This is a genomic window from Nannocystis bainbridge (assembly GCF_028368995.1).
In the GTDB taxonomy this organism is placed as follows: domain Bacteria; phylum Myxococcota_A; class Polyangia; order Nannocystales; family Nannocystaceae; genus Nannocystis; species Nannocystis bainbridge.
The window spans coordinates 3,208,858-3,225,784 of sequence record NZ_JAQNDL010000001.1 but is presented as its reverse complement, the minus strand read 5'-3'; the positions used below and the strand labels follow the sequence as shown (position 1 = coordinate 3,225,784).

Genomic DNA, 16,927 nt, shown 5'->3' with positions numbered 1-16,927 from the left:
GGCGGGTGCCGTCGCGGGGCCCGGCCCGAGGCGTCGGCGCGGCGAGACCGGCCGGAGGCCGCGCGTAGCGATGATTCAGCGCGCGGCGCTGACGAACGCGCGCACTTGCGAGCGCCGCGCGCCGGGGCCTACACTGCGGCCGGTTCGGCGATCGATGCGGATTCATCGGCTGCAGCTCGAGAGCTTCCGCGGCTTCGCGTCGCTGGAGCTCGACCTCTCGCGCGGGCGCACGACGGCGCTGGTGGGGGTCAACGGGAGCGGCAAGACCTCGGTGCTCGACGCCGTGGCTTACTTGCTGGCGCTCGCGGTGGCCCGCACCGGGCTCGGCGAGGACGCGTCGCGGCTCAGCCTGGCCGACGTGCGCGCCGGGGCCGAGCGCTGCGTGGTCCACGGCGAGTTCGTGTGGACGCCGCCGGCGATCACCACGAAAGACGAGCTGTTCGCCGACCCGGAGCCGGGCGAGGCGTCGTTCGTGCTGCGCCACGAGCTCGCGCACCGGTGGGACCGCTGGCACCACGCCCAGCCCGACACGCCGCAGACCGCCAGCTGGGCCGCGCGCTGGGCCGACGCGCTGGCCCGCGGGGTCGTGCTCGACGCGCCGATGCTCGCCACCTACTCGCACGAGCGCTACGTCGAGGCCGAGGTGGACGACGCCCGCGGCGAGCTGCCCTCGGGGCCCGCGGGGCTGTACGCCGATCACGGCTGGTCGCGCGGGGCCCGGCGCGAAGACTTCTTGCGGTGGTTCTTGCTGCGCGAGGACCTCGAGAACGAGCTCATCCGCGAGCACCGCGACCACGTCGACCCGCAGCTGGCCGCGGTGCGGCGGGCGATCCTCTCGTTCCTGCCCGACTGGACCGACCTGCGGTTCCGTCGCCGGCCCACGCGCGAGCCCGGCGCGGCCCACATCGATTTCGTGGTCGGTCGCCGGCCCGCGCTGATCTTGCGCAAGCGCGGCACCCAGCTGGCCTTCTCGCAGCTGTCGGGCGGCGAGCAGGGCCTGCTCGTGCTGGTCGGCGACATCGCCCGCCGGCTGGCGATCACCCACCCGAACCTCGCCGACCCGCTGCAGGGCCGCGGGATCGTGCTCGTCGACGAGGTCGAGCTGCACCTGCACCCGCAGTGGCAGCGCACGCTGATCCCCGACCTCGAGCGCACCTTCCCCAACCTGCAGTTCATCGTCACCACCCACTCGCCGCAGGTGCTGTCGCTGGTGCCGCGCGAGCAGGTCAAGCTGCTGCGCGACTTTCAATTGGTCGACGAGCCGCCGCACACCCTCGGGCGCGACAGCAACGCGATCCTCTACGATGTGATGGGCGTCGATCAGTACCCGCCCTTCTCGGCCGCGAAGGTCCGCGCGGTGGCCCGCCTGATCGACGAGGAGCGCTGGCCCGCGGCCCGGGCGGCGCTGGCCGAGCTCGTCGCGGACTTCGGCCCGCACGACGCCGAGGTGGTCCGCCTCGGCAGCATGATGGAGTTCCTGGCCGAGGACGACGACGAGGCGGCGGGATGAAGAACATCCGCAAGGGCCGCGAGCCGGCGGCGCTGACGGAGCACCGCCAGGCCGGCGGCAGCTTCGAAGATCCGGGCCCGTGGAAGCAGGAGCTGCGGCGGGCGCTGGTGCGCGAGCAGGGCGCGATCTGCTGCTACTGCATGAACCGCATCGCGGTCGAGTCGCTGCGCATCGAGCACCTGCGGCCGCAGCACGAGCACCGCGGGCAGCAGCTGACGCACCGCAACCTGCTGGCCGCCTGTCCCGGAGGACAGGACAACCCGACGCACGAGCAGCGCGACATCCGCCACTGCGACGTGCGCAAGGGCGCGAGCCCGCTGGTGCTCGACCCGATCGCGGGGGTCGAGCACCGCGTGCGCTACGGCTTCGTCGAGGGCCGGGTGTTCGGCGCCGACGCCGAGGCCGAGCGCGACCTCGACCAGGTGCTCGGCCTCAACGCGCCGCACCTCCGGCAATTGCGGCGCCGGGTGATCGAGGGCCTGGTGGCCCGCCTGCGCAAGAAATACAGCGACACCAAGACGTGGTCGCGCGCGGCGCTCGAGCGGGAGATCGATCGCTGGTCGAGCCGCGACGGGCAGGAGTTCCGCCCGTTCTGCCAGGTCGCGGTCGAGTTCCTGCGCAAGCAGCTGCCGAAGGCCCGCTCTTGAGGGGAGCGGCGGCGAGGCGAGGCTGTCCCCGAGGACAGGTGATTTTGGTGGGTCCGCGGAGGGCGCCGGCGGGGCGAGGCTGTCCTGGGGGACAGGTGATTTCGAATCGAGGTTCGCGGGCGCGCGCCCGGGCGTCGGCGAGGCGGATGTCCCGGGGGACAGGTGATGGTCCGCGCGGGCCGTCACGGCCCACCGGCGCGATCGTCGGTTGCGCAGCGGCGATTGTCGCCCATGCAAGCTGAGGAGACGGGACATGACGCGACGCGCGAGGGGCAGGGCATGACGCGGCTGGGTTCGGCGGTGGCGACGGCGGCGCGCTTCGGGCTCGGCGGGCGCGTGGGCGTCACGGGGCCGCGACCGACGGGCGAGCTGGTGCTCTACGAGTTCGAGGCGTGCCCGTTCTGCCGCAAGGTCCGCGAGGCGCTGGTGTGGCTCGACCTCGACGTGCTGATGCGGCCGTGCCCCCCGGGTGGCACGCGCTTCCGCCCCGAGCGGGTCCCGCCGTTCCCGCAGCTGGTCGACGGGGGGCAGCTGATCCGCGAGTCGTCGGCGATCGTGCAGCACCTGGTCGACCGCTACGGCGACGGTGAGGTGCCGTGGGCGCTGCGGCTCGGGCCGCTGACGACGCTGTCGAGCGGCCTGGCCTCGCTGGCGCTGCCGCGGGTGCGCGCGCTCGCGTCCGCGGCGCCGAATCAGCCGCTCGAGCTGTTCGCCGACGAGACCTCGGCGGAGGCGCGAGAGATCCGCCAGTGGCTGTGCGCCCGCGAGATCGCCTATCGCTGGCGCACCTGCGGCCGCGGCAGCGCCAAAATGGCGGAGCTGGCCGAGCGCACCGGTCGCGCCGAACTGCCGGCCCTGCTCGACCCCAATCACGGGGTCGATGTGCGCGGCGCCGGTGCTGCCGTCGCCCACCTGCAGCGGACCTACGGGCGCTGACGCGAGCGGGTCGCCGCCGGGCGTGAGGCTGCCGCTACGCGCTGAATTTCTGGCGTGGAGCGTGAGCGTCGCCGCCCTGGCGAGCGCGCGCCCATGAAGCTGCGTGCGGCCCATGCCTCTGCGCCGCTGACGGCCGCTCGCCGGCGCGATAAGGTGGCCGCGATGCCGTTCGAGAGCTCCACCGTCCCGGCGCCGCGCGCGGCGGAGCTGCCCGCCAACTTTCGCGCCATCCCCGAGCTCGACGACGGCTGGCGCGAGCAGCGGCCCGGGTTTCGCCTCGAGGACATGCGCGCCCGCGGCGAGGCCTTCGCCCGCCAGTTCCGCGGCGACGGCCCCGTCCGCGGCTTCCGAACGATCGACCTGCTGCCGTTCCCGTACCCGGTCGCGTTCGGCTTCTGGCAGGCGCCGCCGACCCGGGCGAAGTACCTGCTGATGCGCAACCGCTGCAACCTGATCGAGTTCGAGGACTGGAGCGGGCAGGCGCGCACGATCTTCGTCAACCCGAGCGAGGCCGACCTGTCCGCGAGGGCAGGTTTCTTCGACCAGCTGCGCCGCGACCTGCTGCCGGTGCTGTCGCCCGAGCTGCTGCGAAGGGCCGACGGCCCGGCAGCGCTGGCGCGCAAGCGGCTCGGCGTCGACCCGGCCAAGATCGACTACGTCACCTTCGACCACCTGCACGTCCAGGACCTGCGGCGCGGCCTCGTCGGCGAAGACGGGCGGCCGCCGCTCTATCCGAACGCGCGGCTGATCGTCAATCGCCGCGAGCTCGAGACCCTGCAGGCGCTGCACCCGCTGCAGCGGCCGTGGTGGATCGAAGAGGCGCTCGACGGCGTGCCGGCCGAGCGGATCGTCGTCGTCGAGGGCTCGGTGTGGCTCGGCAAGGGGCTCGCGCTGGTGTGGACCCCGGGGCACACGCTCGGCAACCACTCGATCGTCTTCCACGCCGCCGGCCGCGGCGTGTTCGCCATCTCCGAGAACGGCCTCTGCCCCGAGAGCTATTTGCCGCGCGCCTCCGGCCTCCGCAGCCTGCGCGAGCACGCCGTCAAGTACGGCGCCGAGGTCGTCCTCAACGGTAACGCGCTCGAGAGCAGCATGTCGCAGTACACCTCCATGGTGCTCGAGAAGGCGATCGTCGATCGCGGCGACGCCGGCGGCGAGGTCCCCAACATCTACTGCTCCTCGCCCTTCGTCCGCTCTCCGCTGGCCTGGGGCATCGGGCCGCGCTACACCGTCGCCCCGATCGACACCGGCGCGCTCGTTCATTCTCTGGCCTGAAGAACATGTCTTGAGGGACACATGGCAAGCCTGCAGAGCCACCTCCTGTACCAGATGATCCGCTACTGGCGCCGCCGCCACCCGATCGGCGAGTTCACGCCGGACAGCTACAAGGGCGTGCGCAAGACCATCGAGCGCGGGGTCCGGCAGGGCCGCTTGCCGCCTGGCGTGTACGTCGAGCCGGCCGAGGTCGGCGGCGTCCCGGGCGAGTGGATCCACGCCGTCGGGGCCCGCGCCGACAAGGTCCTGCTCTACCTCCACGGCGGTGGTTACGTCGCCGGCTCGCCCGCCTCGCACCGGATGCTGACGGCCGCTCTGAGCCGCGAGGCCCGTGTCCGCGTGCTCGCCCTCGACTACCGGCTCGCCCCCGAGTACCCGTACCCGGCCGCGCTCGACGACGCCATGTCCGGATACACATGGCTCCTGGACCAGGGCTATTCGCCCGGCTCGATCGCCATCGGCGGCGACTCGGCGGGTGGGGGGCTGACCGCGGCCACGCTGGTGCGCCTGCGCGACGCCGGGACGCTGCCGCTGCCGGCCGCCGCGTTCATGCTGTCGCCGTGGACCGACCTCGCGGCCACGGGCGAGTCGGTGCGCACGCGCGCCGCTCTCGACCCGATGCTCGGCGGCGACATGGCCGCGTTCGGCCGCTACTACGTCGGCCCCGACGGCGACCCGCGGCACCCGCTGATCTCGCCGATCCACGCCGACCTGCGCGGCCTGCCGCCGATCCTGATCCAGGTCGGCACGCGCGAGGTCCTGCACGACGACTCGATCCGCCTGGCCGAGCGCGTGCGGGCGGCGCAGGGTCGGGTCGAGCTCGAGATCTGGGACGGCATGATCCACGTGTTTCAGGCGTTCCCGAGTCTGCTCCCCGAGGCCCGGCGGGCGATCCGCAAGATCGGCGAGTTCCTGCGCGCCGAGTTGGTCTGAGGGGCAGGCCGAGCACCTTTGCAAGGCCCGCGGGTCGCGCTCGCCCGAGGCGGGCCGCGGTCTCGTGGCCCGCTCGGCGCACGTTCGCGGGCTGAGCGAGCGCTGGGCTCGACTGGGCGTCGTGAGGCGCTCGGCGAGCGTCCGCAGGTCGCGCGCGCTGGCGAGGCTCGCGGAGCCAGCGGACCGCGCGTCGGTGCGGGCGCCGGTGCGTGGTAGGCTCGCGCGCGCGTGGTCGCGACCGACCAGGAAAGCTTCGTCTCGAGCTCGCACCGGCTCGGCGAGGCCGCGTACACGCTGGTGCGGGCGGACGGCCTGCGCTGGATGGCCGCGCAGCCCGAGAGATCGATCCACGCGATCGTCACCGACCCGCCCTACGGCCTCAAGGAATACACCGCGCTCGAGACTGCCAAGCTGCGCAGCGGTCACGGCGGGGTGTGGCGGATCCCCCCGACCATGGACGGCAGCACCCGCAGCCCGCTGCCGCGCTTCACCGTCCTGTCGGCCGACGAGCGTGACGCCATGGCCCGGTTCTTCGCCGACTTCGCCGCCCGGGCCATGCGCGTGCTGGTCCCTGGCGCGCACGTGTTCATCGCCGGCAACCCGCTGCTCTCGCACCTCGTGTACGGGCCGTTCCTCGCGGCCGGGTTCGAGAAGCGGGCCGAGATCATCCGCCTGGTCCAGACCTTGCGCGGCGGCGACCGGCCGAAGAACGCCCACGAGGAGTTCGCCGACGTCACAGTCATGCCGCGGTCCGCGTGGGAGCCGTGGGGGCTGTTTCGCAAGCCGTGCGAGGGCCGCGTCCAGGACAACCTGCGCCGGTGGGGCACCGGTGGGTTGCGGCGGATCTCCGCTGACCAGCCGTTCGCCGACGTCATCGCCTCCGCGCCGACCCGGCCCGAGGAGCGCGCGCTCTCGCCTCACCCCTCGCTCAAGCCGCAGGCGCTGATGCGGCAGCTGGTGCGTGCTGCCTTGCCGCTCGGCCGCGGCGTGGTGCTCGACCCGTTCATGGGCGGCGGCTCGACGATCGCGGCCGCGGTCGCGGTCGGCTACGAGAGCGTCGGGGTCGAGCTCGATCCGGAGTTCTTCGCCGCTGCGGCCGCCGGGATCCCGCGCCTGGCCGCGCTCCCGGCCGCGAGGACGCGCCGCGGACGGGCCCGCGAGGGCGATCCGCAGGACGCTTGAAGAGAGGATGTCCTGAGGGACAGGTTCGGCAGGAAGGAGATGTGTCGAGAGACATCCATCGCCGAGCGACGTCGGCCGGTTCTCTCGAAGCATGTCCCGAAGGACACGCGCCGAGGCAGGCTCGGCGGCCTCACGGCACCGCGCTGGCGCCGCCGTCGAAGTTGATCGCCGTGCCGGTGATGAACGCCGCGCGGGCTGACGCCAGGAACGTGATGAGGTCGGCGGCTTCTTCGGCCTCGGCGACGCGGCCGAGGGGGACCTGGCCCTGGCGGGCCATGTCGGCGTAGAAGCGGTCACGGTCGAGGCTGGGGTTGCGCTTGCGGTCGTGCTGACCGCTCTTGACCAGGCCGATGAGCACCGCGTTGACGCGGATCTGGTCGGGCGCGAGCTCTTTGGACAGCGCCTTGGAGAGGGCCAGACCGGCGGCGCGGCTGACCGACGACGGCATCGAGCGGGCCGCAGGCTGACGGGCGCCGATGTTGAGCAGGTTGACGATGCTGCCGCCGCCGGCCTTGCGCATGTGCGGGATGACCAGGCGGACCAGGCGCAGCGCGGCGAACAGCTTGAGGTCGAGGTCGTCCTGCCAGGCGTCGTCGGTGATCGACTCGAACGGGCCCGCGGCCGCGGTGCCGGCGTTGTTGACGAGGACATCGATGCGGCCGAGGCGGGCGACCACCCCGTCGACGAGGCGCATGACGTCGGCCGGCTCGCGCACGTCGACCGGCATGGCGAGCACCTCGGAGCCGGTCTCGGCGGACAGCTCGTGCATCGCCGCGGTGAGCACCTCGGGCCGGCGGGCGCAGATGACCACGCGGGCCCCGGCCAGCGCGAGCGCGCGGGCGGTGGCGCGCCCGATGCCCTCGCTGCCGCCGGTGACGATCGCGACTTTGTGCTGGAGACCGAGGTCCATGGCGCGAGGACGTAGCACGATTCGCGCGCGCGCGGCAGCGTGGTCACAGCGGGGCCTCCGGGTGCAGCGGGGCCTCGGGGAGCAGCCCGAGGGCCAGCATGGACGTGCAGCCGCCGTCGGTGACGATGAGGTGGTCGACCACGGGGATGCCCATCAGCCAGCCGCACTCGACCAGGCGATGGGTGAGGCCGACGTCGCTCTCGCTGGGGTTCGGCTCGCCGCTGGGGTGGTTGTGGACGAGGATCACCGAGTGAGCACCGGCCTGGGTCAGCGGGCGGAACACCTCGCGCGGGTGGACGTGGACATGGGCGACGCTGCCGAGGCCGACCTCCTTGATCAGGCGGATCCGCCGCCGGCTGTCGAGGCCCAGGATCATGAACACCTCCTGCGAGCGGCCGCGCAGGTGGGCGTGGACGAACCGGCGCACGTCGTCGGAGCCGCGCACCGCCGCCTCGACCGGGAGCTGGAGCTGACCGATGCGCCGCGCCAGCTCGACCGCCGCGCACACCGCGGTCGCCGAGGCCTCGCCGATCCCCGGCGACTCGGCCAGCTCCTGCGGCAGCCCGCGCATCAACCCCGACAGCCCGCCGAGCCGCTGCAGCAGCCCCAGCGCCCGCTGCTCGGCCCGTCCGCCGCCGAGCAGCAGCGCGACCAGCTCGACGTTGCTCAGCACCGCCGGCCCGAACGTGTACATGCGCTCGCGGGGCCGCTCGATCGCCCGCGCGCGGGCCTCCGGTTCGTCTTCGCCGCAGTCTTGACCACTCCCTTGGGACATGTCCCGAAGGACTTCAAGCCGCGTGCCAGCGAAAAAGCCGGCGCCGACGCGGCGCCGCGGTCACGCGGTGTCCCGCCGGCTGGCCACCCGGCCCGCCCGCTGGCCGGATGAGGGAAAGCTGTCCCTCGGGCCAGGTCATCACGATGCCCGGCGAGCGCCGTCGCGGACCGGCATCGCCGACGAAAAATCTGTGGCGCGGACATGCTCGCGCGGACATAACCTCGGAGTCATGTCCCGAAGCACTGTAGATCGGTGGGGCAGAGCCTCAGTCGAGCTGTCGCTCGGGACATGCCCTCACGGACATGTCCCGAAGAGCATCTCAGCTCGGCTCGCGGGCCAGCTCGCGGCCGCGGGCCACGAGGTCGTCGGTGAGGCGGAACATCGCGTCGATCAGGCGCTCGACCCGGCTGACGCGCTCGCTCTCGCTGGCTTGTATGGCGACGCCTTCGAGCTCGCGGGCGAGGGCGAGCAATTCGCCGGCGCTGAACAGCGCGGCGGTGCCGGCGGTGCGGTGGGCAGCCTGGCGCATCACCTCGGGGTCCTTCACGGCCGACGCGCGCAGCACCTCGGCCACCTTGGGCGCCTCGTCGCGGGCCATGTCGATCATCTTCAGCAGGGTCTTGTGCGACCCGGCGACGCGCTTCATGACCGCGTCCCAGTCCTCGACCGCGCCGTTGGGGCGCTCGCCGATGGTGGCGAGCACGGCCTGCAGGTCGGAGATCTGGACCGGCTTGGTGAGGAAGCCGTCCATGCCGCGCTCGAGGCTGTGGAGGCGGTCGGCCTCGGTCGCGCGGGCCGTCATCGCCACGATCGGCACCGAGCGCACGCGCGGGTCGGGGTGCTTGCGGATCTCCGCGGCGGCCTCCCAGCCGTCCATCCCGGGCATCTGCACGTCCATCAAAACCAGGTCGAAGCGGGTCGACGAGGCGGCGGCCAGCGCCGCGTGGCCGTCGTGGACCACCGCGACCTCGTGGCCGGCGCCGCGCAGCATCTCGGCCGCGACCAGCTGGTTGATCGGGTGGTCCTCGGCCAGCAGCACGCGCATCCGCCGGGTCGCGCGCGACGGCTTGGCCGGCGGCGGGCGGGTCTCGGCCCGCTGGGGTTCGGTCGCGCAGGCCAGCTCGACCGCGAACGAGAACGTGCTGCCGGTGCCGACCTTGCTGTCGACCGCGATCGCGCCGCCCATCAGGCGCACCAGGCGGTCGGCGATCGTCAGGCCGAGGCCGGTGCCGCCGAAGCGGCGCGTGGTCGAGGCGTCGCCCTGCTCGAACGGGACGAAGATCGCCGTCAGCCGCTCGGGGGCGATGCCGATGCCGGTGTCGCGGACGGCGAAGCGCAGGCGGGCTCGCTCGGCCTCGACCTCGGCGCTGACCTCGACCTGGACCTCGCCGTGCGCGGTGAACTTGATCGCGTTGCCGATCAGGTTGACCAGCACCTGGCGCAGGCGGTCGGGGTCGCCGACCAGCCAGCGCGGGACCGCCGGCGCGAGCGCGGCGGCGAACCGCAGGCCCTGCTCCTGGGCGCGCGGGCGCAGGGCGTCGACGGTGCGCTGCATGGTCGCGTGGAGGTCGAACGGCACCGGCGCGAGCGCCAGCTTGCCGGCCTCGATCTTGGTCACGTCGAGCAGGTCGTTGATGACGGACAGCAGCGAGCGCGCCGAGTCCTGGATCACGCGCAGGCGCGCGGGGGCGGGCGGGGGCGGGTCGTCGAGCAGCGCCAGCTCGACCATGCCGAGGATGCCATTCATCGGCGTGCGGATCTCGTGGCTGACGTGGGCCAGGAACTCGCTCTTGGCCCGGCTCGCCGCCTCGGCCGCGCGCACCGCCTGGCGCAGCGTGTCCTCCTGCCGGCGCCGGGCGCTGATGTCGGTCTGCGTGCCCATCAGCCGCAGCGGCCGGCCGACCGCGTCGTGCGCGACCAGCCGCCCGCGCCCGAGCACCCACCGCGGCTTGCCCTTGGCGTTCAGCGCCCGGTACTCGCACTGGAAGAGAGGTGTCTCTCCGGACATGTGCTTGCGGACAGCCTCGTGGAAAGCCTCGCGGTCGTCGGGGTGGACCGCGTGGGCCAGCTCGGACTCCGAGTAGGTGCGGCTCACGTCGCCGCGGGTGAAGAACACGGTGCCGGCGGCCAGGTCCCAGTCCCACAGCTCGTCGCCGGCGGCCTCGAGGGCCATGCTCAGGCGCTGCTCGCTGTTGCGCAGCTGGACCTCGCTGCGCTTGCGCTTGGTGATGTCGCGGGCGGTGATGGCGACGCCGTCGCCGACGCGGACGGCCTGGTGGCGCAGCCACTCGACCCCGGGCATCAGGTCGGTGTCGAGGCGGATGTCTTCGTCGAGCGTCTCGCCGGTGGCGAACACCCGCTCGTACTTGGACAGGAACGTCGACATGCGCCGCCGGCCGCCGAACTCCGACAGCCGCAGGCCGATCAGCTTCTCGCGCGGGCGGGCCATCAAGCGCGTGGTGCCGGGGTTGACCTCGACGATCACGAGGTCGAAGTCGCCGTCTTCGTCGAGGACTCGCTCGGTGACGACGATCGAGTCGGTGCTGGCCAGCAGCGCCCCGCGCAGCCGGTTGGCCAGCCGCTCGTGCTCGGCCTGGGCCAGCCGCGTCGCCGTCACGTCGCGCAAGATCCCGACGTAGCCGATCACCTCGCCCGTCGCCTCGCGCAGCGGCGACGTCACCACCTCGACGAAGGCGCGGGTGCCGTCGACGCGCGGGATCGTCGACGCGTGCTCGTCCGAGCCGTACTCGCGGGCGCGCAGCGTGTACGTGTCGAGCTTGGTCGCCGGGCGCCCGAACTCCTGCGTCAGCTCGCGGATCCGCTCGGCCACCTCGTCGGGATCGCTCGGCAGGACGTCGAAGTGGCGGCCCAGCACGTCCTCGGCGGCGAGGCCGTAGAGCCGCTCGGCGCCGCGGTTGAAGCGGACGATCCGGCCGGCGATGTCGACCGCGAGCAGGCCGACCCCGGTCGCCGTGGCCAGGATACCGCCGATCTGCCCGTGCACGCGCGCCAGCTCGCACTGCGCCCCGACCCACGCGCTCTCGCCGTCGGGGGCCCGGTGCATGCGGAGGTAGAGCTCGAGCTCGCGGCCGTCCCGCGCGGTCATCACGGTGTGGCCGCGGATGTCGGGCTCGCCGGCGAACACCCGGGCCAGGAGGTCGCGCACTTTGTCGCGGTACTCCGGCGCCGCGGCCGCCACCAGGCTGGCCGTTGCGACCTGGTCTTCGGACCAGCCGAGCGCCTCGCGCAGCGTGCGGCTGCAGACGAGGACGCGCCCGTCAGGGTCGACCGCCGCGAACTTTTCGTCGCTGTCCTCGAGCAGGTCGCGGAGCGAGGGCGGCATCCTGGAGGAAGGATGACAACACGGCGGCGCGGTGGCGGCAACCATCTCATGAGGGGGCGCACGCGGGCTCGGGTGCCGCCGCGTCGACGCGCGCGCGCCCGTGGCTGCTTCGCCGCGGGATCTCGCAGATCGCGCGTGGTATGGTTGCAGGCCGTGACCTCGACCCGCCTGGTCCTCGCGCTCGCCCTCGCACCTGCCGTCGCGGCAGGCGGCGCGGTCCTCCTCTCCGGCTGCGGCGGCGAGCCATCGACCGCCGCCGAGCATAGCTCGCCCGCTGTTGCGCCTGCGCCGGCCCCCGCCGCGAAGGCGCGCACCGCCACCGCCCCGGCCAACGGCTTCGGCGACGCCATCGCCTGGCGCGGCCTCGACGAGGGCTTCCGCGAAGCCGCGAGCGAGGGTCGGCCGATCATGCTGGTCGTGCACGCGTCGTGGTGCTCGCAGTGCAAGGCGCTGCGGCCGGCCTTCTCCGACCCGGCGCTGGTCGCTTTGACCGACCGCTTCGTGATGATCAACGTCGACCAGGACCTCGAGCCGACGAGCCAGCAGTACGGCCCCGACGGCCGCTACGTCCCGCGCGTGCTGTTCTTCGACTCCGCCGGCGAGCTCGACCGCGAGCTGCTGAACGCCTCGCGTCGCCGTTACAAGTACTACTATTCGCCGCACGACGACCTCGTCGGCGCAATGCGTCAAGCCCTCGAACGCCATGCCAAGTCCTGAGCCCCGGAACGTGCGTCGCATCGTTCGCCGCTGCGCCGCCGGGTTCGCCGTGCTCGGCGCCCTGGCGCTGCGCCCCGCCTCGGCCGCCCGGCCCGACATCATGCCCGTGGACGACGTGCGCCCCGGCATGAAGGGCTACGCGGTCACTGTGTTCTCCGGCACCGGCACCGACCGCTTCGAGATCGAGGTCGTCGACGTCATCCGCGATTATTTGCCGCGCCAGGACGCGATCCTGTTCCGCTCGTCGGATCCGCGGATGGTCCACTCCGGCATCGTCGGCGGCATGAGCGGCAGCCCGATCTACATCGACGGCAAGCTGGTCGGCGCGCTCGCCTACGGCTACCGCTTCAACAAGGACCCGATCGGCGGCATCACGCCGATGAGCAACATGTTCGCCGTCGGCGACCTGCCCTTTCGGCCAGACGTGCTGCCGCACAACAAGATCCGCGGGACCGCCCGGCCCGGCGCCGCCGGCTGGGCCGACGCGATGCTCGGGCTCGACACCACCCCGCTGCCGCCGCGCCGCCGTCCCGACGACCTGACCCCGCAGGGCGGCCTGGCGCCGCTCGGCGCGCCGATGTCGGTGAGCGGCCTCGGCTCGGCGGCGACTCGCTTCCTCGCCGACACGCTCGGCCTCGTGCCCGCGCGCGGGGGCAGCGGGGGCACGGCCGTCGGCGACGCCAAGACGGCGCCGGCCAAGACGTGGCAGGGCGGCGACTCGGTGTCGGTAGTGTTGATCCGCGGCGACAACGCGGTCGCGCCCAACGGCACGGTGACGTGGGTCGGCGGCAAGCAGGGCGAGAAGCTGCTGGCGTTCGGCCACGAGATGCTCGGCGCCGGTCCGAGCAACCTGCCGATCGCCGACGCGCGGGTCCACGTGATCATCCCCAGCGTCGAGCGCTCGGTGAAGCTGTCGAGCGCGCTGCACGTGCGCGGCTCGATGATCCAGGACCGCCAGGCGGCGATCTCTCTGCGCACCGACGTCGGCGCGCCGATGATCCCGGTGACCACCGAGCTGCGCGCGCCGGAGCCCGATATGCCTCCGCGCGTCTATCACAGCGAGGTCGCGCTCGGCGTCGACCTCACGCCGGCGCTGGCGGCCAGCCTGCTGGTCGACGCGCTCGGCGAGGGCGCGGGCGACGGCACCGAGGTAGTGGCCGAGATCGTGCACCAGATCGATGTCACGACCAGCAAGGGCCCGCGCACCGTCACGGTCAAGCACGAGGAGTTCTTCCCCGCCGGGGTCGACGCGCGCGCGCTCGGCCGCGGCCGTGGGGCGCTCATCATGGCGGCGCTGCTCAACAACGACTTCGAGGTCGCCAAGCTGCGAGGCGTGCGCCAGACGGCGACGCTGCGCTACGACAGCCCGGTCGACATCCTCGAGTCGGTGCGGCTGGCCGACGCCGATGTCCACGCCGGCGACCTGGTGACGCTCGAGCTGCGCCTCCGCGACTACCGCGGGGCCGCCCGCGAGGAGAGCCTGTCGCTGCGCGTGCCCGACGACGCCGCCGACCAGGACATCCAGATCGAGGTCACCGGCGGCGACAACGCCCGCCCGCCGCGGCCCATGCCCGACTCGCTCGACGACCTGATCGACACGCTGCAGGACACCTATCCGCCGCGCAGCCTGGTCGCCACGATCTACCGCGAGGCCGAGGGCCTCTCGACCCGCCACGGGCTCCTGCCCGAGCTGCCGGCCAGCGTGCTCGAGAGCCTCGCGCACACCGGCAGCACCACGTCGGCGGTCCGCTTCAAGCAGATGGCGCGGCGGGTGATCCCGCGCCCGTCGCTGATCGAGGGCGAGCACACGCTCAAGGTCAGCGTCAAGCCGAAGCGGAAGTTCGCCGCGCCGTCCTCCGATTGAACCGTCCAAGCTCGATCATGACTGTCCCTTCGCGCATGTCCTTTCGTACATATGTTTCGCTCGCGGCGCTGCTCGCCCTCACGCCCGCGAGCGCGGGGGCCGGCGGGACGCGCAGCTTCCACCTCGGCGACTTCGACGACTTCGACGCCGGCGAGGCCGAGGGCGCGGCGATCGAGGGCTCGGGCAAGGTCACGGTCGGCCTGGTGCCGGCGCGCGGCGAGGTGAAGGGCGCGGCGAGCGTGTTCTCGTGCGTCGCCGACCCGAAGGACAAGGGCGCGGTGTACCTCGGCACGGCCGACCGCGCGGGGGTGCAGCGGATCAAGCTGACGACCCCGAGCAAGGCCGGCGGGGCCGCGCCGGCGGCGAGCAAGCTGGCCGAGCTGCCCGGCGCGGTGGTGTCGGCGATCACGACGCTGCCCGGCGGCGACGTGCTGGCGGCGACGCTGCCCGGCGGCACGATCCACCGCGTCGACGCCAAGGGCAAGGTCAGCGAGTTCGCCAAGCTGCAGGTCGAGCAGATCTGGGCCCTGGTGCCGCACGAGGGCCGCCTGCTGGTCGGGACCGGCCCCAAGGGCGAGCTGTTCTCGCTCGACATGAGCGGCAAGGACCCGAAGGTCGTGCTCGACTCCGACGAGAAGGACATCCTCGCGGTGCTGCCGGTCGGCAAGGACGTGATCGTCGGGACCTCGCCGGGCGCCAAGGTGCTGCAGGTCGGGCCCGCGAGCGACGGCATCCTCGTCCACGACTTCTCCGGCGACGAGGTCCGCGCGCTCGCGTTGGTCGACGGCGGGCTGGTCGCGGCCGTCAACGACTTCACCGACCGCGGGCTGTCGTCGGTGCAGGCGCTGACGAAGAACCTCAACCGCACCAGCCTGGTCGGGCAGCCGGCCGAGGGCACGCTCGACGCGACGTCGGGCGGCGGCGGGGCGCAGTCGTCGGCCGACCTGTTCTTCGTCGCCCTCGGCCCCAAGCGCGACCTGGCCCGCGCGGCCGAGGCGACCTGGGAGTCGTGGCTGCACAAGGACAAGCAGTACTTCACGTCGCTGCTGGCCGGCGGCAAGGGCTCCGAGGTGCTGGTCGCCGCGTCGCAGCAGGGCAAGGTCTACCGGGTCCGCGGCCGCCGCGACGTCGCCACCGTCGCCGACCTCGACGAGCGCCAGGCGACCGCGCTGTGCCGCCTCGGCGACGGCGCGGCGCTGGCCACCACCGGCGACGGCGCGGGCGCGTATCGGCTCGCGGTCGCACCTGCCCAAAAGGCCAGGTACCGGACAAAGGTGCTCGACGCCAAGCAGCCGTCGACGTTCGGCGCGGTCTACCTGCGCGGCGGCGGCCTGACGCTGCGCGCCCGCAGCGGCCCGGGCGAGGAGCCGGACAAGCGCTGGAGCGAGTGGAAGCCGGTCAGCCTCAAGAAGGACGGCGACGCCCTGGCCGGCGCGCTGGCGCTGCCGACCCGCCGCTTCGTCGAGCTCGAGGTGACCCTGGCCGACGGCGGCGAGCTGCGCGACGTGCAGCTGTTCTACGCCCCCGAGAACCTGGCGCCGCTGGTGGCCGGGGTCGACGTGGCCCGGCCCGAGTTCGAGCTGACCGACGACGACGAGCCCGACGGCAAGCTGACGATCAAGTGGAAGGCCGAGGCGCGCGACGACGACGACCTGGTCTACGAGGTCCGCGTGCGCCCCGAGGGCACGACCGACAAGGAGTGGATCTCGCTCAGCGGCGCCGCCCCGGTGACCAAGAAAGAGTACAAGTGGGACCTCGGCAGCGTGCCCGACGGGGTCTACGAGGCGCAGGTGATCGCCAGCGACGAGCCGAGCAACGGCATCTCCCGCGCCGCCCGCGACGAGGTGGTCTCGGCCCCGTTCCTGGTCGACCACAAGCGCCCCGCGATCGACGGCGTCAAGGTCAGCGGCCTGGCGATCACCGGCACGGCGAGCGACGACGGCGGGCAGATCCACGATGTCGCGTTCAGCGTCGACGGCGGCCCGTTCCGCGCCGCCAGCCCCAGCGACGGCCTGTTCGACACCGGCCGCGAGGGCTTCCAGCTGACCCTCCCGGAGCCGCTGGCCCCGGGCCGCCACCGCGTGGTCCTGCGCGCGCGCGACAGCTTCGGCAACATCGGCTCGCTCGCGGTCATCGCCGACAAGTGAGGCCGCGGAGGTCTCGCCTGTCCCGAGGGACATGCGGTGACCTCCGGCGGGTTGGGATCCCGAAAGCGCGAAGGGCCGCGGCGTGTGCCGCGGCCCTCCCGAGGGCTGTCCTGAAGGACAGGTCCTCAGGCCTTCTTCTTGTCGGTCTTCTTCGCCTCGGCCTTCTTGGGGGCCTTGGCCTCGACCGGCTTCTCGGTCTTCTCGGCCTGCTTGCCCTTGCGGGTGAGGCTCTGGTGGAGGTCGACGAGGCTGGGCACGCTGAACTTGGCGAGCGCGGCCTTGAAGTCCTTGTCCTTGGCCTGGCCCTTGAGCTCGGCGATCTTGTCGACGAGGGCCTGGACGCCGCCGAGCTTCTTGGCCTTCTCACCGATCTCGATGAGGCGGAGCAGCTTGCTGTTGGCGACGTACTTCAGGCGCTTCTTGAAGTCCTCGGCCGACTCGCCCGAGAAGGCGCTGGGCAGGAGCTCGGCCACGCGGGCGACGAGCTGGTCCTTGGATCCGAAGAGCTTCTTGACGTTTTGCAGGGGTGTGGTCTTGGGCATTACGATCCGCCTCGATATTCGCCGCCATCAGCAGCTACGAAGGTGGTGGTTCCGGGCCTGACGATGCAGGCCCGAAAAGGAGCGACCCTCTCGACCGGGAAGGTTGAGAGGGTCGCGACTCTTTAGAGGATCCACGGCCGCGGCGC

The 16,927-nt window shown here is 72.8% G+C and carries 13 protein-coding genes; 9 read left to right on the top strand and 4 right to left on the bottom strand.

The window, feature by feature from the left end:
• Positions 1 to 154 precede the first annotated feature (154 nt).
• The 6 genes from POL25_RS12630 (at position 155) to POL25_RS12605 (ending at position 6,483) form a co-directional block, all read left to right on the top strand.
• Positions 155 to 1,510, top strand: a complete 1,356-nt coding sequence (locus tag POL25_RS12630; protein ID WP_272086228.1) for an AAA family ATPase — start codon at positions 155 to 157, stop codon at positions 1,508 to 1,510.
• Positions 1,507 to 2,157, top strand: a complete 651-nt coding sequence (locus POL25_RS12625) for an HNH endonuclease family protein (protein ID WP_272086227.1) — start codon at positions 1,507 to 1,509, stop codon at positions 2,155 to 2,157. Before POL25_RS12630 ends, POL25_RS12625 begins: the two co-directional genes overlap by 4 nt.
• A 231-nt stretch (positions 2,158 to 2,388) precedes the next feature.
• Positions 2,389 to 3,093 carry a glutathione S-transferase N-terminal domain-containing protein gene (locus POL25_RS12620; RefSeq protein WP_272086226.1) on the top strand — a complete coding sequence of 235 codons (705 nt, stop codon included), beginning with the start codon at positions 2,389 to 2,391 and terminating at the stop codon, positions 3,091 to 3,093.
• 162 nt (positions 3,094 to 3,255) lie between these two features.
• Positions 3,256 to 4,368: an MBL fold metallo-hydrolase gene (locus POL25_RS12615; RefSeq protein ID WP_272086225.1), complete on the top strand. Its 1,113-nt coding sequence runs from the start codon at positions 3,256 to 3,258 to the stop codon at positions 4,366 to 4,368.
• A gap of 21 nt (positions 4,369 to 4,389) precedes the next feature.
• Positions 4,390 to 5,301 (top strand): alpha/beta hydrolase, encoded by a 912-nt coding sequence (locus tag POL25_RS12610; RefSeq protein ID WP_272086224.1) that lies wholly within the window; start codon positions 4,390 to 4,392, stop codon positions 5,299 to 5,301.
• 228 nt (positions 5,302 to 5,529) lie between these two features.
• Positions 5,530 to 6,483 (top strand): DNA-methyltransferase, encoded by a 954-nt coding sequence (locus POL25_RS12605; protein WP_272086223.1) that lies wholly within the window; start codon positions 5,530 to 5,532, stop codon positions 6,481 to 6,483.
• A 130-nt stretch (positions 6,484 to 6,613) separates the two neighbouring features.
• On the opposite strand, the gene POL25_RS12600 is transcribed toward POL25_RS12605, so the two are convergent.
• The 3 genes from POL25_RS12600 to POL25_RS12590 form a co-directional block, all read right to left on the bottom strand.
• Positions 6,614 to 7,393 carry an SDR family oxidoreductase gene (locus POL25_RS12600; protein ID WP_272086222.1) on the bottom strand — a complete coding sequence of 260 codons (780 nt, stop codon included), beginning with the start codon at positions 7,391 to 7,393 and terminating at the stop codon, positions 6,614 to 6,616.
• Positions 7,394 to 7,436: 43 nt separating this feature from the next.
• On the bottom strand, positions 7,437 to 8,168 hold the full coding sequence (gene radC / locus POL25_RS12595; RefSeq protein WP_272086221.1) for a RadC family protein: 732 nt from the start codon (positions 8,166 to 8,168) through the stop codon (positions 7,437 to 7,439).
• Between the two features lie 319 nt (positions 8,169 to 8,487).
• Positions 8,488 to 11,511 (bottom strand): PAS domain-containing protein, encoded by a 3,024-nt coding sequence (locus POL25_RS12590; protein WP_272086220.1) that lies wholly within the window; start codon positions 11,509 to 11,511, stop codon positions 8,488 to 8,490.
• A 153-nt stretch (positions 11,512 to 11,664) separates the two neighbouring features.
• On the opposite strand from POL25_RS12590, the gene POL25_RS12585 reads away from it, so the two are divergent.
• The 3 genes from POL25_RS12585 to POL25_RS12575 are packed head-to-tail and all read left to right on the top strand — an operon-like array spanning position 11,665 to position 16,239.
• Positions 11,665 to 12,228, top strand: coding sequence for a thioredoxin family protein (locus POL25_RS12585; RefSeq protein ID WP_272086219.1), 564 nt, complete (start codon positions 11,665 to 11,667; stop codon positions 12,226 to 12,228).
• A 10-nt stretch (positions 12,229 to 12,238) separates the two neighbouring features.
• The gene (locus POL25_RS12580) at positions 12,239 to 14,092 is read left to right on the top strand and encodes a SpoIVB peptidase S55 domain-containing protein (protein WP_272086218.1); all 1,854 of its coding nucleotides are present in this window, start codon (positions 12,239 to 12,241) and stop codon (positions 14,090 to 14,092) included.
• 35 nt (positions 14,093 to 14,127) lie between these two features.
• A complete protein-coding gene (locus POL25_RS12575; protein WP_272086217.1) occupies positions 14,128 to 16,239 on the top strand; it encodes a hypothetical protein in 2,112 nt (703 codons plus the stop codon).
• A gap of 125 nt (positions 16,240 to 16,364) precedes the next feature.
• Here the strand turns inward: POL25_RS12575 and POL25_RS12570 are convergent, their stop codons facing one another.
• Complete coding sequence (locus POL25_RS12570) at positions 16,365 to 16,781, bottom strand: hypothetical protein (protein ID WP_272086216.1); 417 nt, start codon at positions 16,779 to 16,781, stop codon at positions 16,365 to 16,367.
• Positions 16,782 to 16,927 lie beyond the last annotated feature (146 nt).